This window comes from Klebsiella sp. AqSCr (genome assembly GCF_008452795.1).
Classification (GTDB): domain Bacteria; phylum Pseudomonadota; class Gammaproteobacteria; order Enterobacterales; family Enterobacteriaceae; genus Klebsiella; species Klebsiella pneumoniae.
Genome location: NZ_MJDM01000004.1, coordinates 1 through 20149, shown reverse-complemented (window position 1 = coordinate 20149; position 20149 = coordinate 1). Strand labels below are relative to the sequence as shown.

The following is a 20149-nucleotide window of genomic DNA, read 5'->3' as shown; positions in this document are numbered from 1 at the left end:
GCTTTCACCGTACCAAAAACCGTGTTGTCGCCAGCCTTATGCCCTTCCCTGCAGGTAATAAGAATATTGCATGAGTAAAAACGAAACGGACGTTGTAAGGTAAATCAGCGCATTAAAAATACCCGTCATACTTCAAGTTGCATGTGCGTTGGCTGCGTTCTCTCCCCCAGTCACTTACTTCTGTAAGCGCCTGGGGACTCGCTTACTTGCCGCCTTCATGCGACTCGAATTATTTAGGGTATATATCTCGTTATCTATTCAACATAACAGCCAATAATTCGCCGGATACGCTGGCGCATTATTCCTCAATGTTATGCAGTCATTGATGGTTAAAGATAAATAATCGACCGACGGAGAAATACCAATGAAATCGTTTTCCGGGAAAGCGTCTTTAATGGCCACGCTGGTTGCCGCGCTGGTCGGCGCCAGCAGCGCGCAGGCAGCGGAAATTAAAATCGGGGTGGTATTACCCCTGAGCGGCGCCCTCAGCGGCTATGGCCAGCCGTCGCAGAAAGGGCTGGACATTATTCAGGCCATCACCCCGACGTTAAAAAATGGCGATACCATCAAGCTTATCGTTATCGATGATAAAAGCGACAAAGTCGAAGCAGCCAACGCCATGCAGCGCCTGGTCTCCAGCGATAAAGTGGATGCCGTGATCGGGGAAGTCACCTCCTCCAACACCCTGGCGATGACCAAAATCGCCGACGACAGCAAAACGCCGCTGGTCTCCTCCACCGCCACCAACGACCGCGTCACCCGCAACCATCCCTACGTCAGCCGGGTCTGCTTCTCGGACAGCTTCCAGGGGGTGGTCGGGGCCAATCTGGCCTCCCGCGATCTGAAAGCCAAAACCGCCGCCATCGTGTTTGACAGCAGCAACGACTACTCCGTCGGCCTGGCGAAAGCGTTCCGCACCCAGTTCCTGAAAAACGGCGGCACCATTCCCATCGAGGTCCAGGCCCCGGGCGGCAGCAAGGACTTTAAAGCCCAGCTGGCGAGCGTCAAGGCGAAGAATGTCGACATGATTTACATGCCGATCTACTACACCGAAGGGGCGCTGATTGCCGTGCAGTCTAAACAACTGGGGCTCAACAAACCGGTGGTGGGCGGCGACGGTCTGGCCGCGGATCAGGTCTTCTTCGATGTCGGTAAAGACGCGGTCAACGGCTATATGACCACCGATTATTACTCGCCGAACGCCAAAGAGCAGACCCCGGCGGGGGAAACCTTCATCAAAGCCTGGGAAGCCAAATACCAGCAGCCGACCCATACCTGGGGCGCAATGGCGGCGGACGCCTATAACGTCATCGTCAACGCCATGAACCAGTGCAGCGATCCCCACGATCGGGTCTGCGTGAATGAAAAAATCCGCGCCACCAAAGATTTCCAGGGGGTGACCGGCACGCTGACGTTACAGAACGGCGATGCCATTCGCAGCGCGGTCATCAACGAAGTGAAAGATGGCAAGCTGGCGTTTCGTACCGTGGTTAACCCTTAAGTTGTGACGAGGCTACAAAATGGACGGCGCCATTTTTCTCCAGCAAGTGGTCAATGGAATGAGTCTTGGGGGCATGTACGCCCTGATTGCCATCGGTTATACGATGGTTTATGGCGTGCTGCGGCTGATCAACTTCGCCCATGCGGACGTGATGATGGTCGGCGCGTTTAGTACGCTGTTTTTATTTTCTTCGGTTGGGCTACCCTTCGGGGTAGCCGTTTTCCTGACCCTCGGGCTGTGCGGCCTGTTTGGTATGCTGATTGACCGGGTCGCCTATCGTCCGCTGCGTCAGGCCTCGAAAATCTCCATGCTGATCACCGCCATCGGCGTCAGCTTCTTTCTCGAAAACCTGTTTAACGTACTGTTTGGCGGCAGCTCGCGCTTCTTCTCCGCCCCTGACTTTTTCAACCAGACCCGGGCCTTCGGCAGCGTCATCATTACCAACGTGGCGTGGATTGTGCCGCTGATCACCGTCCTGCTGCTGCTGGCGATCCTCTGGCTGCTGTACCGCACCCGCTATGGGATGGCGATCCGCGCGGTGGCCTTTGACGTCAACACCGTGCGCCTGATGGGCATTGACGCCAACCGGATCATCTCCCTGGTCTTCGCCCTCGGCAGTAGTCTCGCGGCGCTCGGCGGCGTGTTCTACTCCATCAGCTACCCGACGATCGATCCCCTGATGGGCGTGCTTATCGGCCTGAAGGCCTTCGCCGCCGCCGTGCTGGGCGGGATCGGCAGCGTCACCGGCGCGGTGCTGGGCGGCTTTATCCTCGGTTTTACCGAAGTGGTCGCCGTGGCGATCTTCCCCGAACTGGGCGGCTATAAAGACGCTTTCGCCTTCCTGTTCTTGATTCTGGTCCTCTTGTTCCGCCCGGTCGGCATTATGGGCGACGAACGTCTGGAAAGGAGCCGTTTCTGATGCTCAACGCGACGACGACCGCCGGGGCGCAGCTGCGCAACCTGGTCATTATTGTCATCTGTATCGCGCTGCTGGCCGGAATCAACGTGGTTTTCAATGACTACATTGTTCGTGTCATCAGCACCATTTTTATCTTTATGATCCTCGCGGTCAGCTACAACCTGATCAACGGCGTGACCGGCCAGCTGTCGCTGGAGCCGAACGGCTTCGTGGCGGTGGGCGCCTACGTCACCGCCCTGCTGATCCTCTCCAGCGATAGCAAGGTAGACATGTTTGAAATGGCCGCCCCCAGCCCGTGGATCCTCAGCCTGCACGCGGGCTTCCTCCCTGCCCTGCTGATAAGCGGCCTGTGCGCGGCGGCGCTGGCGGTGTGCCTCGCCGTGCCGGTCTTCCGGGTACGTGGCGACTACCTGGCCATTGTCACCCTCGGCTTTGGGTTTATCATCAAGATCCTCGCCATTAACAACCCGCAAATCACCAACGGCGCCATCGGGCTGAACGATATTCCGCAGCAGCCGCATCTCCTGTTCTGGTGCGGGCTGTTCGCCCTGCTGGCCACCGGCATGATCCTCCAGCTGGTGTGGTCGAAGTATGGCCGGATGATGAAAGCTATTCGCGACGATGAAGATGCGGCGATCGCCATGGGGGTCAACACCTTCCGCATTAAAACCTGCGCCTTCGCCACCAGCGCCTTCTTCGAAGGGATCGGCGGCGGTCTGCTGGCTTCCCTGCTGACCACCATTTCCCCGGGGCTGTTCGACTTTATGCTCACCTTCCAGCTGCTGATTATTATCGTCCTCGGCGGGCTCGGCAGCACCACCGGCGCCCTGCTCGGCACCGTGCTGGTGGTCGGCAGCGGCGAGTGGCTGCGCTTCCTCGATCAGCCGCTGCAGTTCTTCGGTCACGATCTCGGCGCGTACCCGGGCCTGCGAATGGTGGTCTTCTCCCTGCTGTTGCTGATCATCATGCTCTTCGCCCGCGAGGGGCTGCTGGGGAAAAAAGAGATTTGGCAGACCGGAAGAAGGAGCGGCGGCTATGGCGGAAAATAACGTTATCCTGCAGGTGCAGGATGTCACCATGCAGTTCGGCGGCCTGCGGGCCATCGACAACGTCAGCTTCCATGTTGACGAGGCGGAGATCTTTGGCCTTATCGGCCCTAACGGCGCGGGCAAAACGACCCTGTTTAACGTCATTACCGCCAACTATAAACCCACCAGCGGCAGCGTCACCCTGGCGGGCACGTCGCTGAAGGGGCTGAAGCCCAACCAGGTGGTGAACGCCGGGATCGCCCGCACCTTCCAGAATATCCGCCTGTTTAACTCCATGACGGTGCTGGAGAACGTGATGGTCGGACTCGACCGCGCCAGCCGCTATTCGCTGCTGGAGGCGGCCCTGCATATTGGTCGCTACTTTCCGGCCGAGCGGGCGGCGAAAGCCAAAGCGATGGCCATCCTGGAGGATATCGGCATCGCCCACTTCGCCCATATGCAGGCCACAAACCTAAGCTATGGCAACCAGCGCAAAGTGGAGATCGCCCGCGCGCTGGCCACCGCGCCGAAGCTGCTCCTGCTCGATGAGCCGGCCGCCGGGATGAACCCGAAGGAGACCGAGGATCTGGCGGAGCTGATCTTCCGCATGCGCCATGACTATCAGCTAAGCGTCCTGTTAATCGAGCACGATATGCCCTTCGTCAACCGCCTGTGCGAGCGGGTGATGGTTCTGGAGTACGGTAAGCCGCTGTTCAGCGGCCTGATGGCCGAGGCGATCCAGCATCCGGACGTCATTTCCGCTTATCTGGGAGAAGCCAATTATGCTTAACGCCCGGGAACTGAAGGTCTTTTACGGCGTGATCCAGGGTCTGAAGGGCGTCGATATCGATGTCTATGACCGGGAAATCGTCACCCTGATCGGCAGCAATGGCGCCGGTAAAACCTCCACCCTGAACGGGATCGTCAACCTGGTGCGCTCCAGTGGGCGCGTCAGCTTCCTCAACGACGATATCTCACGCAGCCAGACCCACCAGATCGTGCGTCGCGGGCTGGCGCTGGTGCCGGAGGGACGGCGCGTCTTTACCAACCTGACCATCGAAGAGAACCTGCGCATGGGCGCTTACAATAATCTCGCCGGCTACGCCCGCCTGCGCGATCGCATGTACGCCCTCTTTCCGCGGCTCAAGGAGCGGCGCCATCAGATGGCGGGCACCATGAGCGGCGGCGAGCAGCAGATGCTGGCCATCGCCCGGGCGCTGATGAGCGAGCCGGTGTTATTGATGCTGGATGAACCGAGCCTCGGGCTGGCGCCGAAAATTGTCGGCGAGCTGTTCGGCATCATTAAGCAACTGCGCGAAGAGAATATGACGGTGCTGCTGGTGGAGCAGAATGCGACGGCCGCGCTGGCGATCGCCGATCGGGCGTATGTCCTGGAGAATGGCCGGATCACCTTGTCAGGCGCGGCGCGGGAGATGCTGACTAATCCGGAAATTAAGCGGATGTATCTGGGGGGATAGGCATGGTCAAAACTGCCTGGGCTGCGGCGGCGCCTCCTGCGAGGCCGCAACCTCAGGCAGTCTCTTGCTACACAAAGCACACCTCGTTCCAGTAGGCTTCTCGCGTCCTGCGTCGCTCAGTATGTCTTATCATGACGGAACCACCGGGTTTCCACGTTGCCAATGTCCACGCCGTAGAGGCTGGCTACCGGCAGGATCGCCTCCATGACGCGCTGGGTATCCTGCTGTCCGGCTTCACCGTTGGACAAAAAAGCCAGCCAGCCCGTTAACCGTTGCCACAATGCCACTTTCGTTTTCTCCTCTGTCGGGAAGCGAATCGCCTGGGTCTATTTCAACCACAGTTGGCCGGGCGCGGGAAATATTAATTCCGAATTTGCAATCCTGGCTGGCGCATATTACCCCCGGTCCTATCCCCCTCTCCCTGGCCCTCTCCCTGAGGGAGAGGGGATCGCCCGGCAGTCGTTGCCGTCCTGGTAAAACGCCAGCGGCGCATAAAGAATACCCATAGGTTTGTTAAGTTCTTTTTGGTTATAGATAAGAATTTTTTCTTCTTTGCCGCCGACGGGCAATTTGTGGGAGCGTGATGTCCACAAAACAAAACAGGGATTCAGGGGAAAAACTATGCGCAATAAAACCACAAAAATCGCACTGGCGCTGGGTATGCTGCTGCTCGCCTCGCAGGCACAGGCGGACCAGTTGGCTGATATCAAAGCCGCTGGCGTCGTAAAAGTAGCCACCTTCGACGCCAACCCGCCGTTCGGCTCCGTGGACGCCAAAACCCACCATATCGTCGGCTACGACGTCGACTTTGCCCAGGCGCTGGCGAAAGCGCTCGGCGTCAAACTCGAGCTGGTGGCCACCAACCCGGCCAACCGTATTCCGCTGCTGCAGTCCGGCAAAGCCGACCTGATCGTCGCCGACATTACCATCACCCCGGAGCGGGCCCAGGTTATTGATTTCTCAACGCCGTATTTCGTCACCGGCCAGCAGTTCCTCGTGCCGGCCGGCTCTCCGGATAAGCTCGATGAGTACAGCAAAGCGCGCATCGGCGCGGTGAAAGGCACCACCGGCGAACAGGCCCTGCACCAGCGTTTCCCGCAGGCTCGCGTCCTCTCCTATGACGATATTCCGCTGGCCCTGACCGCCCTGCGCAACGGCAACGTCCAGGCCATCACCCAGGACAGCACCATCCTCGCCGGTCTGCTGGCGGAAGCGCCGGATAAAGCCAAGTTTAAAATTCTGCCCGACCTGCTCAGCAAAGAAGAGATTGGCGTGGGCGTGAAGAAAGGCGAACCGGCCCTGCTGAAGGCCGTCAACGATGAGCTGGTGAAGCTGGAGAAAACCGGCGAAGCCGCGAAAATTTACGATGTCTGGTTTGGCCCTGCCACCAAAACGCCGCAGCCGCGCGCCTTTACCATAGAAGCGAAATAATATGTTCTCGGGTTTACTCTCCCACTCCGCGGCTCCGGCCGCGGATTTTTCACGTCTGCAGCGCGCCAGCATTACGTTCCGTGATGTGGCCAAGCGCTACGGCGATCATCAGGTACTTAACGCCATCAACCTACAAGTCGAGCCCGGCGAAGTAGTGGCGATCCTCGGCCCTTCCGGATCGGGAAAATCGACGCTGATCCGCTTGATCAACCAGCTCGAATCCTTAAGCGGCGGCGAGATCCTGATCGACGGCAAACCGACCAGCCGGCTGAGCGGCAGCGCCTTGCGCCAGCTGCGCAGCCGCGTCGGCTTTGTCTTCCAGCAGTTCAACCTTTATGCCCACCTGACGGCGCAGGAGAACATCACTCTGGCGCTGGAGCGCGTTCATGGCTGGGAAAAAAGCGCGGCTCAGGCGCGGGCGCTGGCGCTGCTGCGTCAGGTCGGACTGGAAGAAAAAGCGCAGCAGATGCCGGCGCAGCTCTCCGGCGGCCAGCAGCAGCGGGTGGCCATCGCCCGCGCCCTGGCCTCCTCGCCGCAGATTATCCTGTTCGATGAGCCCACCTCGGCGCTCGACCCGGAGATGATCGGCGAAGTGCTGCAGGTGATGAAAACCCTGGCCCACAGCGGGATCACCATGCTGGTGGTGACCCACGAGATGCAGTTTGCCCGCGAAATTGCCGACCGGGTGGTGTTTATCGACGGCGGCGACATCCTCGAAGTCGCCCCGCCGGCTGAGTTTTTCGCCCATCCGCAGCATGCCCGCGCACGGCGTTTTCTGCAGAAGGTGCTGGATCCGCTGCACCAGGAGAGCCTCGAGTGACGCCGATGCTTGACTGGCACGGCGTCCTGAGCGGGCAGCCGTTGCAATGGATTATCTCTGGTTTTCTCACCACCGTCTGGGTCAGCGTCGCCGGGATCCTGCTCGCCACCCTGCTGGCGGTCCTGCTGCTGGCCCTGCGCCTCGGCGGCGGACGCGCGGGGCGCGGACTGGTGGCCGCGTGGGTCTCGTTGTTTCGCAATACCCCGCTGCTGGTCCAGCTGCTGTTCTGGTACTTTGCCGCCTGGAACCTGCTGCCGCTGGCGGTGAAGGAGGTGGTGAACGACGAACACGCCTGGTCCATTCTGCCGGGCAACGTCTGGTGGCTGACGCCGGAGTTCCTCTGCTCGATGTGGGGGCTGGGGGTCTTTACCTCCGCCTTTCTGGTGGAAGAGATCGCCTCCGGACTGCGCGCCGTCAGCCACGGGCAGCGGGAAGCCGCGCTGTCGCAGGGCTTTACGCCGTGGCAGGAGCTGCGCTTTATCCTCCTGCCGCAGGGGCTGGCCAACGCCTGGCAGCCGATTGTCGGCCAGTATCTTAACCTGATGAAACTCTCATCGCTGGCCAGCGGCATCGGCTTTGCGGAACTGACCTATCAGGTGCGGCAGATTGAGAGCTATAACGCGCACGCCCTGGAGGCGTTTGCTGTCGGCACCGCGCTGTACCTGGCGCTGGGGGTGGCGATGGGCGTGGCGCTCACGCGTCTCGGCCCGGGAAGAAAACTGCAACGGAGCGCCCGACATGAACGCTAATCTGGCGGTGATCGCCGATAACCTCGATTACCTGCTGTGGGGCCGGCTGGCGGAGGGCCAGCCCGGCGGCGTGGCGCTGACCCTACTGATGGCCATCGGCGCCACCCTGCTGGCGCTGCCGGGAGGCATTGCGCTGGCGGGCCTGGCCTGGCGCTACGGCGGGCTGGTGCGGCGTCTGCTGTTTCTGTGGGCGGAAATTATCCGCGGCATCCCGCTGATATTTGTCATCTTCTGGCTGTGGTATCTGCTGCCGATGCTGACCGGCGGCGATCTGCCCGGCGCGGTGACCGTGACCCTGGCGCTGGCGTGGTTTACCGCCGCCTCGGTGATGCACTCGGTGCTGGCCGGGCTGCAGTCGCTGCCGAAAGGACAGTATGAGGCGGCGCTGACCCAGGGGTTCGCTCCCGGGCAAACGCTGCGCCTGGTGCTGCTCCCGCAGGCGCTGCGCAACGTTCAGCCGTCGCTGGTGGGGATCTTTATCGGCCTGCTGAAGGACACTTCGCTGGCGTTTATCGTCAACGTCCCGGAGCTGACCACCGTGGCCGGCCAGGTCAACAACCGGGTGCAGATCTATCCCCTGGCGATCTTCGTCTTCACCGGCGCGGTGTACTACCTGCTGTGCTGCGGTCTGAGCCTGCTGGCCAGCCGGCGCTTTACCCGCCGCGCGGCCACCAGATAAGGCTCACTCCGCGGGACGGGGCTTCAGCGGACAGGTATCGCTGATCTTAATAAATTTGTCGTTATAGACCAGATAGTGGTTCCCCGGCTGGCGCAGCGCCGGCTGGCGAACCACGTCCCCGGGACGCAGATACCAGGCGTCCCCCTCCTCTTCGGTCGAATCGCATCCGGGCTTAATCAGCAGCTTAAACCAGGTATTGCCGGTGTTGCTCACCGTCCCGGCCACCTTATCGAAAGACCATTTAAACTGTACCTCGCGCGGGCGCACCACCAGAATGGTATCCATCACCACCACCGGCTCCATGCTGACCTCGCCGCCGGTCGGGCTGCGCCTCGTCAGGTTGCGGGTGGGGATTTCGCGAAACGAGACCCGATAGTAGCGCTCGCGGTTATCCCGCGGCCCATGATAGTAAAATTTAAAATACTCGCTCTCACCTGCCTGCAGCACCAGCTGGCGGGGGGCGAACAGCAGTTCGCCATCCACCGGCCGGGAGCGGACTTCGCTGCCGCCCGGGCGATCGATGGCGCTGACGGCGATGCGGTACAGCCGCGCGCTTTTATTGTTGTTGACCACCCGTTTGCTGGCGAAATCCGCTTCAGCCGGCAGGGAAAAGGTCAGGTTGCCGACCGAGATCGCCTGCGCCAGCGGCGCTGCCAGCAGGCAGCCCACCGTCAGCAGGGCCTTAGTTAATGTTGCGCCACGTCGCCTGGACATGAATCTCTCCTGAAGCGCTGACTTCGCCAAACCAGCCGTTATCGTCTACCGTCCGCAGCGAAATGGCGTTATCCATCGGAATCGAAAATTTCACCGTGGTCTTATCCATCTGCCCCACTTCGCCGGAGATATCGGTCCATGGCGTGGTCAGCCACAGCGCATCGGTCATATCCCGCCAGCTGTCATCGCACCCGGCATCGTAGGTCTGCGTCGTGCCGCTGCGGGTGATAAAAGAGAGCGTCGCCGGGAACGGCACTTTCGCCGTACCGTCATCAGAGCTGAAGAGACAGTAGGAACGCCCGCCAATCACCTGCGCCGGTCCGCTCACCTTGATCAGCACTTCATCGGCGGCCGTTTTACCGCTGGTGGTGACGATGTAGCCGAAATCGAGCGCCGGTTCGCCGCTGCCGACATACCCCTCGCGCGACGGCGCCGAGGTATATTCGTCGGAGATAATGCTGATGCTGAAATCACGGGGCTTGATAATCAGCGTGTTGGAGGTGGAAAACTCATACCAGCCCGACTCCGGTGAGGTGGTGTTCTGAAAGCGAAAGTTGAACAGATCCTTGGTGTTGATATCGCTGATCCCGAGGTTCACCATCTGCTTAAAGAAGTTGCTGGAGAAGAAAACATAGATCGAGTCTGAGCTCTTCATCTCGTTGAAGGTGTAGTAATAAGCGGTATTGCTCACCGGCTTCCATGAGCTGCCATTGAGGCTGAACTGCATATCATACGCCCCGACGGCCGAGGCCAGCGACGAGTTGGCGATTGCGGGGAAAATATGGATCGAGGTATTACTTAACCCGTTGGTCTGCAAGGTATAGTTGACCATCTTACAGCTTAATCCTGAGCGGCTGTCAATGGTCTGCGTCCGACAGTCGGCATTCCCTTCGCCCAGGGTCGGCACGCCGTCGCTGTTGATAAACACCTCTGCCAGCGAGTGGGTGTTAATCAACCGCAGGTTCGCAGCTTTGGTGTGGGTGACGTTGCGCACATACCAGTTGCCGGAGGCCTGATCCTTACAGCGCGCGCCGCTGCTGGCATCATAGTTCACCGAGGTCTGACAGGCATTGATGGTCATCGTAAAGCTGCCGCCGACTGGCATCTGCTGCAAATATTGATAAAACGCGTCCGACATCATGCCGTGCATCCACTTCGCGCCGCCGCTGGTCACCGTCGCGCCATAGAACCCGCTGGCGTCGGTGGTTTGCGGCAGGATCAGGCTGGTGGCCATATCGCACCCGGCGTACCAGTTGATGCAGCGCAGGCCGGTTAAGGGGTGCGAAACCGGCGAGTTTTCCAGCCACATATCAAACTTCCAGTTGGCATTGAGCACGGTGTTATAGCCGTTATCGATATAGCCAAGGCTCTGCTGATAGATGGTCCCGGAGCCGGTGTATTTTAAGCCGGTCCAGCGGTTAGCGCCGGTCATACGCGGATCCAGCACCCCGCCAGGGGTGACGAAAAAGTTGTCGTCGGAATTGTTTTCAACAAACACAAACTCGCGCGCCGGCGCATCCGACCAGGTGGTCTTGGTCACCGCCGCCCGGAGCGCGGCTACCGGCCAGAGCAGCGCGAGGATCGCCAGCGCCATCAGTGCATTAACTCTCATTCTCTTCTCCTGTCTGCTGCACCGCCGCCCACGACGAGAGGCCGCTGCAGACCACATCCCCGACCCAGACGGCGCCGCGCGCCTGGCTGAGCTCCAGCGCCACTTCGCAGGTTTTATTGCCGCCGTAGCTAAAATCGATAGTGGGGTATTTCTTATCCACGTCCATGACAAACTCGCCGTTTTCATCGGTGCGGGTACGGCCGATATGGTTGTTAATCCGCGCATTCGCCAGCAGCGTGCCGTCTTCTGCACGAATACGACCGGAGACGGTGACCATCTGCTTCACCTCTGGCTCAATCACTGCGACGTTGCCCGGATAAAGGGTCAGATGACTCTTACGCCCGCTGACGATGTCGTAGCTATCGAGGGAGTTTTTGCTGTTCTGCAGCTCCACCTCATAGCGGCCATAGGGAGAGAGCGGCAGGTAGTTACGCTTGCCGCTGAGCGGGAAAATCCGCCCGTTAACCCTGGCGCTAATCTGACCATCGTCCTCCAGCCCGGTGTTGAAGATCACTCCGGCGTTACCGTCGGTTCGTCCGCTGGCGGCGATGTTTTTGCCCTGCCAGCCGACGCTGCCGCTGGCGGTGAGGTTAGTGTTGACGTAGCCGTCCGCCGCGCTGTTGACGTTCAGCGTGCCGCTGGCGTAGCGGGCGTCGAACTGAGCATACGCGCCGCCGCTGAGGGTTTTGTCATCCCCGGTATCGCCGGAGATGGCCCGCGACAGATTGGCGCCGATGGTGCGAATGGTGCCTTCATCAAACTGCTTGCGCGCTGAGAGGTTCGCCATGGTGTAGCCGTTCTGATGGGTCATCCCGGCGCTGAACCAGTTACCCAGCGGCAGCGACAGATCGAGGGCGATATATTTCCCGGTGTTGGCGCTGCTGTCGCCATTGTTATAGCGCTGGATCCCCGCCCGCAGGCCGAGCGATCCAAAGGCGCCGCTGTAGACCGTCTGATAGTAATCCGCGGTGTAGTAATGGCTGTTGTAGCGGCGGTCATCGTTGTAGCTGACGCTGAACGTCCCCAGCTTCGACCACAGCGCGTTCAGGTTGAGGGTGCCGCCGATCGCCCGGTTGTCGGCATCGCTGCGCCGCAATTGATCGCCAATGCGGGTTCTCTCCTGGTTGACCCACACTGAACTGAAGCCCCCCGGCAGCGTGGCGCTAATGCTGCCGACGCTGCTCCAGGAGCTATCGCTGGCCAGCATATTCTGCAGGTTAACGTTGATAGACTCGCCCAGCGGTAGCGTCAGGCGGGTTTCCCCCACCGCCTGGTTGTCGTAGCCATAGCCCGTTGCCGCCCAGCTCAGGGTGCTGAGCGACCCGGAGGTCGAAAGGCCTGCCAGCCAGCTCTCTTTTGCCGGCCGGGTCTTTTTTCCGCTTTCCGACCAGCGATCCATATGGAAACTGCCGCCCCATACCTGCCACGCCAGCGGCGCGCCGGCGCCGCGTCCCCGGCTGAACAGCTTATTGACCCGCTGGGTGCGTTTGCTGACCTCCCGACCATTGACGATCACCTCCACTTCCACGTCGTAAATACCGTACGGCAGGCCGCGGGTATCCACTTCATGGTTGCCCATAGCGAAGTTCTGGACGCTCAGCAACCGACCGTCACGGGTGAGATGCACCTCGCCCGCCGCCGGCAGAAAGGCGATCACCGGCGTGGCGGACTGGCTGTTGTCGAAGACGGTGGAGCTGGCCTGGTTCCCCCAGGAAAGGCCGTAAATCTTACCGGCCGAAATAGCGGTCATCGGTCCCAGGGACTGCAGGTTCCAGGTGTCAAGCATCCCGCCGGCAAAGCGGTGGCCGGCGAAATCGCGCTCATACATGGCCTTATATAATTCACTGTCCTGCTGACCGCTGCCGATGCCGTATAGCGAGCCGTCGAGCACCACGTGATGCTCCCGCAGCGCCGTGACGTTGTTCAGCGACAGGTAGCTGGAGGTGTTGCTCCCGCCGTTACGCATCTGGTTGTTATAGACGCCGAGGTTATAGCTCAGGTTGCTGCTGAGAGCGTTGACGCTGGACTGACCGATATCTTCGCTGCGCGAGCGCAGGACGGTGCCCAGCGCCTCGCGCTTGACCACCAGCTGCAGCAGCAGCTGGCGCAGGCTGAGATCCAGCTGTGCGCTGTCGGTCAGGGGAATGGTGAGCGCCTCGCTGAACGGGGCGTTGGCCAGGCCAATCAGCTGCTGGCGGGTCTGTTCGCTGACGCTGGCGTTACCTTCGCTCTCCTCCAGCTGGATCTGCCGAACGCGCAGCTGGCCGCCGTCCAGCCAGATAAAGGCGCTGCCGATCCGCTGATCGTCCCGGGTGCTCTGGCTGCCGGCGAGATGAATATAGAGCGGGACGCTCATGCCGTCCTGCAGCGCCTGGCTGAAGGCCTGCGGAATAATCACCCCGCCAATCTGCTGCGCGCCTGCGGCAGCAGCGCTGACGTCGGGCTGAACGAACAAAAAGATCATGCCGAAGGCAAGTCGCGTTTTCAGTCCTGGGGTAATCCATCGTTGAGGCATCGTCGTTATCCATCTGCACAGCTGTCTATTTCACGGGAACAAACTGCTCACCCTGCCAAAGCGCCACCCGTCCTTTTTTATCCGCCGTGTCCACGCGCGTAAAACGGCGCGATTTACCCGGCATCAGGTAGTAATTTTCTTTACACTCCTTACCATCGGCGGCCTTCAGACAGGGGCCGTAGGCGAGGATCCGCAGCGTCGCATTCCCGGTGTTAGTCAGAGAGCCGTTGGCGTACTGAAAGCGATAGTTCACCTGCCGGGGCGCCACCACCAGGATGGTGCCGATGCGGGCGGAAGCAGTGGCCACCGCGCTGCGGTTGGCGTTATCGCGTTGGGCATCGCTGAGCGCCTGATCGAACCAGACAATGCGATAGTAGCGCTCTTTGTCATCCGCCGGGCCTTTGTAGAAGAAGCGGATCACATCGCTGGCCTGGGCGGGTAGCAGCAGGCTGGCGGGAGTGAGCAATACCTCATCCGGTTTGTCCATCGGGATAACCTGCCCGCCGTCCAGCGGGGAAGAGAGCCGTTCGAGATGGATATTGATCAGTCGACCGCTGTCTGTGCTGTTCTTGATCGTTTTGCTCAGCGTGCTGCTGCCGCTGTTCATAAAGGATGAAATATCGCCGACATCCAGCGCCTGCGCCGGCGACACCCCGGCAAGCAGCAGCCCGAGGGCCAGAAGGTGCTTTTTCATAACAATTCCGTCCGTGAAAAAAGCAGGGGGGATCCCCCTGCTGGTGCATCAGAAGGATCAGCTGGTCCAGGTGGCGTCGAACTGTACGCTGACGTCGCCGCTCCAGATCCCTTCCGGCAGAGTGCTGTAATCGGTCACGGCGGTGGTGCCGTTGGTGGTGCCGCTGATGATGGAGAAAGTGAAACCATCCTGCGCTGTGGTACGGCCGCTGGCGTTGTAGCCATTAGCCAGCGCGCTGAGGTTGCCGCCCATAATATTGTTGGCGGTATCGATCATCACGGTATCGCCAGTTTTTTCCACCGCGGCGCCGTTATAATCCACGCCCACGCTCAGCGTGGAGCCGGAGGTATCCAGTTGGGTTAAGGTGTTGGTGATAAGACGCGAGGTCAGCTTAAAGGCGGTCGCCGTTGTGTCCCCCTCAATCGCCACGTCAAACAGACCTTTCTGCGAGTTAAAGCCTTTAATGCCTTCGGCGTACTGGAACGCCAGGCTGCCGAGCGGGGTCACAACCAGCTTGCTGGTGGTGTCTTTTTTAGCGGTCGCAGACCAGGTCGCTACAGCCTGAGCCGTTACGTCAGCAGCCTGCGCCACGCCCATACCGGTAAACGCCGTTACCAGAGCTATTGCCAGAACCTTTTTTTTCATCGCTTTTTCATCCTGAGTTGAATTAAGGACATGATGTCCCGGTGAACCATTTAAAAAACAGAATTGCCTGGGTGTTACTGAACTAACTTATATATTTTGGAATACAGTTTGGCCTCAGCATTACGCCGATGGGTATACACTGTCTTCACGCTACAATTTTCAATTCTGGCGATCGATTTCGGCTGCATGCCCTGGGCGGTCATGCGGATAATTTTCATTTCCCGATCTGTAATTTTATCTTTCTTAATATCTTTGCGGAGAAACCTGCCATTAATTACATAGGCCAGTTCTTTTCGAATATCGCGACTCAGACCAACATATACCACCCCGCGAATATCGCTATTGTAATACCAGTAGTTCGCTAAGGCCTCTGATTTCCTGGCCGCAATCAATACGACCTGTTTCCCCTTTACCGCGGATAGCCATTCGCTGTCGCGCCTGATAAATTCGTTTAATGAAGCCGTATTGAGATTGATAAACACAAAATCTTTTCTGATTTTCTCCAGTGAGAGATAAATTAATTCGTCGATGTCTACAATCAGTTCGGACAGTCCTTTATAGAAATAGGAGTCATCGGCAGACCAAATATACTTATCGGAACAGCTTTTATATTCCATATAGTTTTTAACCTCATAGTCCTTGAAGTAATCATTTTTACAACGTCACTGCTTGCCAGGCCTATAAAGTTTACTGGCGTATTCGTTTCCTTTAATAAATCGCCATTAAATAAGACACGCATTACTTATCAATATTGGATAAGCGGGGGATTAAACTATAATTATTTTCTGCTTGGCGTTGAATTTAAGTTTTTTCCTATGGAGTGTCAACATGCGGAAAGGCAATGAATTTCGCGCCCAGGTCAATATTTACAAAAACTGAAAATATCAAATTTTTGAGCGCCAGAAAAAGACATTTATTTTCATAAGGTTATTGGTAATATAACCGTCAATTCTTATCTGCGCTTTATATTATCCAGGATCTTCGCCCTATTATGTTAGGAATATTCTTAATGGAACTCTTGAATGGCTTATCAAATAAACCGGATTTAGCACAAAAGAAAGGATATAAATCTACAAATAAACAAAAACCAGGATGATTCACCAACACATAAGACTCATGAATAGATTAACCTGCCGCACAAAATAGTTATGTATATGTTAATACATGCGGGATGTTGAATGCTAAACAAAGGCAGACGCATTATCTATTCGATTAAACGGTCTTCTTCATCAAGATTAAGCGAAGATTGCCGAAGGCTGCCTACGCCTACGAACCGGTCTGTCTCCGCGCCCTCCAAAGCATAGCGGCTTTTCGGCGCTTCGCCAGCCGCCAGCATGCCGCACGCGTTGAGCCGCTGGCCGTCGCTCTTTCACGCCAGTTCACGCTTTGTTCGCAATACCGTCATCGAAATTTCATATAAAGACCTATTAATAGTGGCCAGTTAATGACGAACCTGGACACTCTTATGAACAGCTCTCTTGCCGCGGTGGCCGAAACTGATTTCCAGCCGTTCACCGATCTCGCTGCCGGCCGGCAGCGGAAGGTCTTAAGCGTGCGTAATCTGAGTAAAGCTTATCAAGCCCAGCACAAAGTGCTGGACGGCATCAGCTTTGATCTGCACGCCGGGGAAATGGTCGGGGTCATTGGCCGCTCCGGCGCCGGTAAATCGACGCTCCTGCATGTCCTCAACGGCACCCACAGCGCCAGCGGCGGAGAAATTCTTAGCTACCCGGAAGTCGGTACCCCGCACGATGTCTCACAGCTGAAAGGCCGCGCGCTCAATGCCTGGCGTAGCCACTGCGGAATGATTTTTCAGGACTTCTGCCTGGTGCCGCGCCTCGACGTGCTCACCAACGTCCTGCTGGGCCGCCTCAGCCAGACTTCAACCCTGAAATCGCTGTTTAAAATCTTTCCCGCAGCCGACCGGGCGCGCGCCATTGCGCTGCTTGAGTGGATGAACATGCTGCCGCACGCGCTGCAGCGGGCGGAGAACCTCTCCGGCGGGCAGATGCAGCGGGTGGCGATCTGCCGGGCGCTGATGCAAAACCCCGGGATCCTGCTGGCCGACGAGCCTGTCGCCTCGCTGGATCCGAAAAACACTCAGCGCATCATGGATGTGCTGCGCGAGATTAGCGAGCAGGGTATCAGCGTGATGGTAAACCTGCATTCGGTAGAGCTGGTCAGGGCCTACTGCACCCGGGTTATCGGCGTCGCCAGCGGCCAGCTTATTTTTGACGATCACCCCTCCCGGCTGACGCAGGATGTGCTGCAGCGGCTGTACGGCGATGAAGTTAGCCAATTGCATTAATTTCACTCACACGGGCAACATAATGAAAAAATATATGACTGGCGCAGTTCGTTTATCCGCAATGGTCGCGGGCATGATGATGGCATGGCAGGCAGCGGCGGCGCAGCCGAAAGAGCTCAATCTGGGCATTCTTGGCGGCCAGAACGCCACCCAGCAAATCGGCGATAACCAGTGCGTGAAGGCCTTCCTCGATAAAGAGCTGAACGTGGATACCAAACTGCGCAACTCTTCCGACTATTCCGGGGTGATCCAGGGCCTGCTGGGGGGCAAAGTCGACGTGGTGCTGAGCATGTCCCCCTCCTCCTACGCCTCGGTTTATCTCAATAATCCGAAAGCGGTGGATATCGTCGGCATCGCCGTGGACGACAAAGATCAGTCTCGCGGCTATCACTCAGTGGTGATCGTCAAAGCCGACTCCCCCTACAAAACGCTGGACGATTTAAAAGGCAAAGCCTTCGGCTTCGCCGATCCGGATTCCACTTCCGGGTATCTGATCCCTAACCATGCGTTTAAAGAAAAATTTGGCGGTAACGCCGACAACAAATACAACAACACCTTCTCCAGCGTCACCTTCTCCGGCGGCCATGAGCAGGACATCCTCGGCGTGCTGAATGGCCAGTTCGCGGGCGCGGTCACGTGGGCCTCGATGGTTGGCGATTACAACACCGGCTACACTACCGGCGCGTTCAACCGCCTGATTCGCATGGATCATCCGGATCTGATGAAGCAGATCCGCATTATCTGGCAATCGCCGCTGATCCCGAACGGTCCGATCCTGGTGAGCAATGCGCTGCCGGCGGACTTTAAGGCGAAGGTCGTGGCGGCAGTGAAAAAGCTGGACACCGAGGATCACGCCTGCTTTATCAAAGCGATGGGCGGTACTCAGCACATCGGCCCGGGCAGCGTGGCTGACTTCCAGCAGATTATTGATATGAAACGCGAGCTGGTGAGCGCTCGTTAATCCTGCCTCAACGCCGCCTGCTTGCCCCAGGGTAAGCGGCGGCGCTACGTTGAAGATCCCCGACGCATGAAGACGACCCACACCGAATTTGAACGCTATTACCAGCAGGTACGCTCGCGGCAAAAGCGCGATGCCGTCTGCTGGTCGCTGCTGCTGCTGGCGCTCTATTTTGCCGCCGGCAGCGCCGCGGAATTTAATCTGCTGACTATCTGGCACTCGCTGCCCCACTTCTTTGACTATATGGCAGAGACCATTCCGCCCCTGAGCGCCGGCAACCTGTTCGCCGATGTGCAGACCAAAGGGTCGCTGGCCTGGTGGGGCTATCGCCTGCCGATCCAGCTGCCGCTGATCTGGGAAACCCTGCAGCTGGCGCTGGCCTCGACCCTGGTGGCGGTCGCCATCGCCACGGTTTTCGCGTTTCTTGCCGCCAATAACGCCTGGTCCCCGGCGCCGGTGCGCTTTGCCATTCGCGTGCTGGTGGCGTTTTTACGCACCATGCCCGAGCTGGCGTGGGCGGTGATCTTTGTGATGGCGTTCGGCATCGGCGCGATCCCGGGCTTTCTGGCGCTGATGCTGCATACCGTCGGCAGCCTGACCAAACTGTTCTACGAGGCGGTGGAAAGCGCGCAAAACAAACCGGTACGCGGCCTGGCGGCCTGCGGCGCGTCCCCGCTGCAGAAAATTCGCTTCGCCCTGTGGCCGCAGGTGAAACCGCTGTTTCTCTCCTACGGCTTTATGCGGCTTGAAATCAACTTCCGCTCGTCGACCATTCTCGGGCTGGTGGGCGCGGGCGGCATCGGCCAGGAGCTGATGACCAACATCAAGCTCGACCGCTACGATCAGGTGAGCATCACCCTGCTGCTGATCATTCTGGTGGTGTCGGCGCTGGACATGCTGTCCGGTCGTCTGCGCCTGTGGGTACTGGAGGGGAAAAAATGAGCGTCTGGCACATGCAACCGGATATCGCCGCCAGCCGGCGGCAACATAAGCAGCTCTATCAGGTCCAGGGGCGCTACCTGCGCTACGTCGGGCTGGTGGCGCTGGCCTGCCTGCTCTATTACGTCTGGTTTTTTCTGCAGTTCGGCGTCAGCGGCGAACAGCTGACCACCGGCCTGCAGCAGATTGGCCGCTACCTGGCGCGGATGTTCGTCTGGCACGACTTCTGGAACTGGCCGTTCGGCTATTACTTTACGCAAATCGGCGTCACCCTGGCCATCGTCTTCGCCGGGACGCTGACCGCCACGGTGTTGGCGCTGCTGCTCTCCTTCTTCGCCGCCCGCAACATCATGCGCGGCGTGGTGCTGGGGACCCTCGCCCTGCTGATGCGCCGCCTGTTTGATGTGCTGCGCGGGATCGACATGGCTATCTGGGGGCTGATTTTCGTGCGTGCGGTCGGCCTCGGGCCGCTGGCAGGGGTGCTGGCGATCATCATGCAGGACACCGGCCTGCTGGGACGGCTGTACGCGGAAGGACACGAAGCCGTGGACCGATCTCCCGGGCGCGGGCTGACCGCCGTGGGCGCGAATGGCCTGCAAAAGCATCGCTTTGGCATTTTTACCCAGTCGTTCCCGACCTTCCTCGCGCTGAGCCTGTATCAGATTGAATCCAACACCCGCTCCGCGGCGGTGCTGGGCTTCGTCGGCGCCGGCGGTATCGGGCTTATCTATGCCGAGAATATGCGTCTGTGGAACTGGGATGTGGTGATGTTTATCACCCTGCTGCTGGTGGCGGTGGTAATGATCATGGACACCCTTTCCGCCTGGCTGCGCCGTCGCTATATCGGCGGCGCCGTGGTGCCGCTGTATCAGGGCGGACGCTAGCGCGCCTTTGCGCCGGATGGCGGCTTCGTCTTGTCCGGCCTACTCGTCCGGCTCTGACTGTCTCCAGGCCCGGCAAGCAACGGCGCCGCCGGGCGATGGCATCAGGCACGGAGCTGCGTTTATGCCGGGTGGCGGCTACGCCTTACCCGGCCTACAACCCCAAATCACCGCTGGCGCAGGGGCTGCTGAAACTGCCGGTGCTGGCGGCCTCAACATCGCTGAGACGTTCCCGGAAGGCCGGGGCAGCCCGCATGGATGCGGGCTGAGGGCCGTGT

Annotated in this window: 22 protein-coding genes; 14 read left to right on the top strand and 8 right to left on the bottom strand. The window is 59.0% G+C overall.

All coding sequences use genetic code 11. The annotated features are described in order from the left end of the window. Nucleotides 1–258 precede the first annotated feature (258 nt). Nucleotides 259–402, bottom strand: coding sequence for a hypothetical protein (locus BHE81_RS28005; protein WP_004144596.1), 144 nt, complete (start codon nucleotides 400–402; stop codon nucleotides 259–261). Between BHE81_RS28005 and BHE81_RS02665 the strand changes: the two genes are divergently transcribed. From BHE81_RS02665 to BHE81_RS02645, 5 genes are read left to right on the top strand one after another with little or no spacing between them, the layout of a single operon-like run. After that, a complete protein-coding gene (locus BHE81_RS02665) occupies nucleotides 395–1501 on the top strand; it encodes an ABC transporter substrate-binding protein (protein ID WP_004147267.1) in 1107 nt (368 codons plus the stop codon). The genes BHE81_RS28005 and BHE81_RS02665 overlap by 8 nt on opposite strands. A 19-nt stretch (nucleotides 1502–1520) precedes the next feature. Further along, nucleotides 1521–2420 carry a branched-chain amino acid ABC transporter permease gene (locus BHE81_RS02660; protein ID WP_002890128.1) on the top strand — a complete coding sequence of 300 codons (900 nt, stop codon included), beginning with the start codon at nucleotides 1521–1523 and terminating at the stop codon, nucleotides 2418–2420. Then, nucleotides 2420–3469: a branched-chain amino acid ABC transporter permease gene (locus BHE81_RS02655; RefSeq protein ID WP_004144594.1), complete on the top strand. Its 1050-nt coding sequence runs from the start codon at nucleotides 2420–2422 to the stop codon at nucleotides 3467–3469. The genes BHE81_RS02660 and BHE81_RS02655 overlap by 1 nt, the downstream gene beginning before the upstream one ends. Next, nucleotides 3456–4238, top strand: a complete 783-nt coding sequence (locus BHE81_RS02650; RefSeq protein ID WP_004151354.1) for an ABC transporter ATP-binding protein — start codon at nucleotides 3456–3458, stop codon at nucleotides 4236–4238. Before BHE81_RS02655 ends, BHE81_RS02650 begins: the two co-directional genes overlap by 14 nt. After that, complete coding sequence (locus BHE81_RS02645; RefSeq protein WP_002890126.1) at nucleotides 4231–4926, top strand: ABC transporter ATP-binding protein; 696 nt, start codon at nucleotides 4231–4233, stop codon at nucleotides 4924–4926. The genes BHE81_RS02650 and BHE81_RS02645 overlap by 8 nt, the downstream gene beginning before the upstream one ends. A 116-nt stretch (nucleotides 4927–5042) precedes the next feature. Here the strand turns inward: BHE81_RS02645 and BHE81_RS02640 are convergent, their stop codons facing one another. Further along, on the bottom strand, nucleotides 5043–5213 hold the full coding sequence (locus BHE81_RS02640; protein ID WP_002890108.1) for a hypothetical protein: 171 nt from the start codon (nucleotides 5211–5213) through the stop codon (nucleotides 5043–5045). Between the two features lie 334 nt (nucleotides 5214–5547). On the opposite strand from BHE81_RS02640, the gene BHE81_RS02630 reads away from it, so the two are divergent. Genes BHE81_RS02630 through BHE81_RS02615 form a run of 4 tightly spaced genes read left to right on the top strand, consistent with a single transcriptional unit; the run spans nucleotide 5548 to nucleotide 8605 of the window. After that, a complete protein-coding gene (locus BHE81_RS02630; protein ID WP_002890106.1) occupies nucleotides 5548–6357 on the top strand; it encodes an ABC transporter substrate-binding protein in 810 nt (269 codons plus the stop codon). Between the two features lies 1 nt (nucleotide 6358). Then, nucleotides 6359–7177 (top strand): amino acid ABC transporter ATP-binding protein, encoded by an 819-nt coding sequence (locus BHE81_RS02625; protein ID WP_004151355.1) that lies wholly within the window; start codon nucleotides 6359–6361, stop codon nucleotides 7175–7177. Further along, nucleotides 7174–7926 (top strand): amino acid ABC transporter permease, encoded by a 753-nt coding sequence (locus tag BHE81_RS02620; protein WP_004178715.1) that lies wholly within the window; start codon nucleotides 7174–7176, stop codon nucleotides 7924–7926. Before BHE81_RS02625 ends, BHE81_RS02620 begins: the two co-directional genes overlap by 4 nt. Beyond that, nucleotides 7916–8605, top strand: coding sequence for an amino acid ABC transporter permease (locus tag BHE81_RS02615; protein ID WP_004177292.1), 690 nt, complete (start codon nucleotides 7916–7918; stop codon nucleotides 8603–8605). Before BHE81_RS02620 ends, BHE81_RS02615 begins: the two co-directional genes overlap by 11 nt. A gap of 3 nt (nucleotides 8606–8608) precedes the next feature. Here BHE81_RS02615 and BHE81_RS02610 read toward each other — a convergent pair whose 3' ends face one another. The 6 genes from BHE81_RS02610 to ecpR form a co-directional block, all read right to left on the bottom strand. Continuing rightward, the gene (locus tag BHE81_RS02610) at nucleotides 8609–9319 is read right to left on the bottom strand and encodes a fimbria/pilus periplasmic chaperone (protein ID WP_002890061.1); all 711 of its coding nucleotides are present in this window, start codon (nucleotides 9317–9319) and stop codon (nucleotides 8609–8611) included. Continuing rightward, nucleotides 9288–10931 (bottom strand): fimbrial adhesin EcpD, encoded by a 1644-nt coding sequence (ecpD, locus tag BHE81_RS02605; RefSeq protein ID WP_004183123.1) that lies wholly within the window; start codon nucleotides 10929–10931, stop codon nucleotides 9288–9290. Before ecpD ends, BHE81_RS02610 begins: the two co-directional genes overlap by 32 nt. After that, complete coding sequence (locus BHE81_RS02600; protein ID WP_023302252.1) at nucleotides 10921–13446, bottom strand: fimbrial biogenesis outer membrane usher protein; 2526 nt, start codon at nucleotides 13444–13446, stop codon at nucleotides 10921–10923. The genes ecpD and BHE81_RS02600 overlap by 11 nt, the downstream gene beginning before the upstream one ends. A 25-nt stretch (nucleotides 13447–13471) precedes the next feature. After that, complete coding sequence (locus BHE81_RS02595; RefSeq protein ID WP_004144586.1) at nucleotides 13472–14140, bottom strand: fimbrial chaperone EcpB; 669 nt, start codon at nucleotides 14138–14140, stop codon at nucleotides 13472–13474. A gap of 57 nt (nucleotides 14141–14197) precedes the next feature. Next, on the bottom strand, nucleotides 14198–14785 hold the full coding sequence (gene ecpA / locus BHE81_RS02590) for a common pilus major fimbrillin subunit EcpA (RefSeq protein WP_002890053.1): 588 nt from the start codon (nucleotides 14783–14785) through the stop codon (nucleotides 14198–14200). Nucleotides 14786–14859: 74 nt separating this feature from the next. Beyond that, nucleotides 14860–15402: an ECP biosynthesis operon DNA-binding transcriptional regulator EcpR gene (gene ecpR / locus BHE81_RS02585; RefSeq protein WP_004144585.1), complete on the bottom strand. Its 543-nt coding sequence runs from the start codon at nucleotides 15400–15402 to the stop codon at nucleotides 14860–14862. Nucleotides 15403–16250: 848 nt separating this feature from the next. Between ecpR and phnC the strand changes: the two genes are divergently transcribed. The 5 genes from phnC to BHE81_RS28000 all read left to right on the top strand — a co-directional run bounded on the left by phnC (nucleotide 16251) and on the right by BHE81_RS28000 (nucleotide 20140). After that, the gene (gene phnC, locus BHE81_RS02580; protein ID WP_004177295.1) at nucleotides 16251–17093 is read left to right on the top strand and encodes a phosphonate ABC transporter ATP-binding protein; all 843 of its coding nucleotides are present in this window, start codon (nucleotides 16251–16253) and stop codon (nucleotides 17091–17093) included. A 22-nt stretch (nucleotides 17094–17115) separates the two neighbouring features. Next, nucleotides 17116–18054: a phosphonate ABC transporter substrate-binding protein gene (gene phnD / locus BHE81_RS02575; protein ID WP_002890002.1), complete on the top strand. Its 939-nt coding sequence runs from the start codon at nucleotides 17116–17118 to the stop codon at nucleotides 18052–18054. A gap of 66 nt (nucleotides 18055–18120) precedes the next feature. Next, a complete protein-coding gene (phnE, locus tag BHE81_RS02570) occupies nucleotides 18121–18993 on the top strand; it encodes a phosphonate ABC transporter, permease protein PhnE (protein ID WP_002890001.1) in 873 nt (290 codons plus the stop codon). Further along, nucleotides 18990–19874, top strand: coding sequence for a phosphonate ABC transporter, permease protein PhnE (gene phnE, locus BHE81_RS02565; RefSeq protein WP_004183119.1), 885 nt, complete (start codon nucleotides 18990–18992; stop codon nucleotides 19872–19874). Before phnE (BHE81_RS02570) ends, phnE (BHE81_RS02565) begins: the two co-directional genes overlap by 4 nt. Before the next feature lie 95 nt (nucleotides 19875–19969). Then, a complete protein-coding gene (locus BHE81_RS28000; protein WP_087636940.1) occupies nucleotides 19970–20140 on the top strand; it encodes a LysR family transcriptional regulator in 171 nt (56 codons plus the stop codon). Nucleotides 20141–20149: the final 9 nt, after the last annotated feature.

What these genes read in the sequence shown, in the direction of transcription:
- BHE81_RS02615 (WP_004177292.1), top strand. Translation starts at nt 7,916, where the DNA reads ATGAACGCTAATCTGGCGGTGATCGCCGATAACCTCGATTACCTGCTG.
- BHE81_RS02630 (WP_002890106.1), top strand. Translation starts at nt 5,548, where the DNA reads ATGCGCAATAAAACCACAAAAATCGCACTGGCGCTGGGTATGCTGCTG.
- phnE (WP_004183119.1), top strand. Translation starts at nt 18,990, where the DNA reads ATGAGCGTCTGGCACATGCAACCGGATATCGCCGCCAGCCGGCGGCAA.
- BHE81_RS02650 (WP_004151354.1), top strand. Translation starts at nt 3,456, where the DNA reads ATGGCGGAAAATAACGTTATCCTGCAGGTGCAGGATGTCACCATGCAG.
- BHE81_RS02595 (WP_004144586.1), bottom strand. Translation starts at nt 14,140, where the DNA reads ATGAAAAAGCACCTTCTGGCCCTCGGGCTGCTGCTTGCCGGGGTGTCG.
- BHE81_RS02665 (WP_004147267.1), top strand. Translation starts at nt 395, where the DNA reads ATGGCCACGCTGGTTGCCGCGCTGGTCGGCGCCAGCAGCGCGCAGGCA.
- phnC (WP_004177295.1), top strand. Translation starts at nt 16,251, where the DNA reads ATGAACAGCTCTCTTGCCGCGGTGGCCGAAACTGATTTCCAGCCGTTC.
- phnD (WP_002890002.1), top strand. Translation starts at nt 17,116, where the DNA reads ATGAAAAAATATATGACTGGCGCAGTTCGTTTATCCGCAATGGTCGCG.
- BHE81_RS02645 (WP_002890126.1), top strand. Translation starts at nt 4,231, where the DNA reads ATGCTTAACGCCCGGGAACTGAAGGTCTTTTACGGCGTGATCCAGGGT.
- BHE81_RS02655 (WP_004144594.1), top strand. Translation starts at nt 2,420, where the DNA reads ATGCTCAACGCGACGACGACCGCCGGGGCGCAGCTGCGCAACCTGGTC.
- ecpA (WP_002890053.1), bottom strand. Translation starts at nt 14,785, where the DNA reads ATGAAAAAAAAGGTTCTGGCAATAGCTCTGGTAACGGCGTTTACCGGT.
- BHE81_RS02660 (WP_002890128.1), top strand. Translation starts at nt 1,521, where the DNA reads ATGGACGGCGCCATTTTTCTCCAGCAAGTGGTCAATGGAATGAGTCTT.
- phnE (WP_002890001.1), top strand. Translation starts at nt 18,121, where the DNA reads ATGAAGACGACCCACACCGAATTTGAACGCTATTACCAGCAGGTACGC.
- BHE81_RS28000 (WP_087636940.1), top strand. Translation starts at nt 19,970, where the DNA reads ATGGCATCAGGCACGGAGCTGCGTTTATGCCGGGTGGCGGCTACGCCT.
- BHE81_RS02625 (WP_004151355.1), top strand. Translation starts at nt 6,359, where the DNA reads ATGTTCTCGGGTTTACTCTCCCACTCCGCGGCTCCGGCCGCGGATTTT.
- BHE81_RS02600 (WP_023302252.1), bottom strand. Translation starts at nt 13,446, where the DNA reads ATGCCTCAACGATGGATTACCCCAGGACTGAAAACGCGACTTGCCTTC.
- BHE81_RS02610 (WP_002890061.1), bottom strand. Translation starts at nt 9,319, where the DNA reads ATGTCCAGGCGACGTGGCGCAACATTAACTAAGGCCCTGCTGACGGTG.
- ecpD (WP_004183123.1), bottom strand. Translation starts at nt 10,931, where the DNA reads ATGAGAGTTAATGCACTGATGGCGCTGGCGATCCTCGCGCTGCTCTGG.
- ecpR (WP_004144585.1), bottom strand. Translation starts at nt 15,402, where the DNA reads ATGGAATATAAAAGCTGTTCCGATAAGTATATTTGGTCTGCCGATGAC.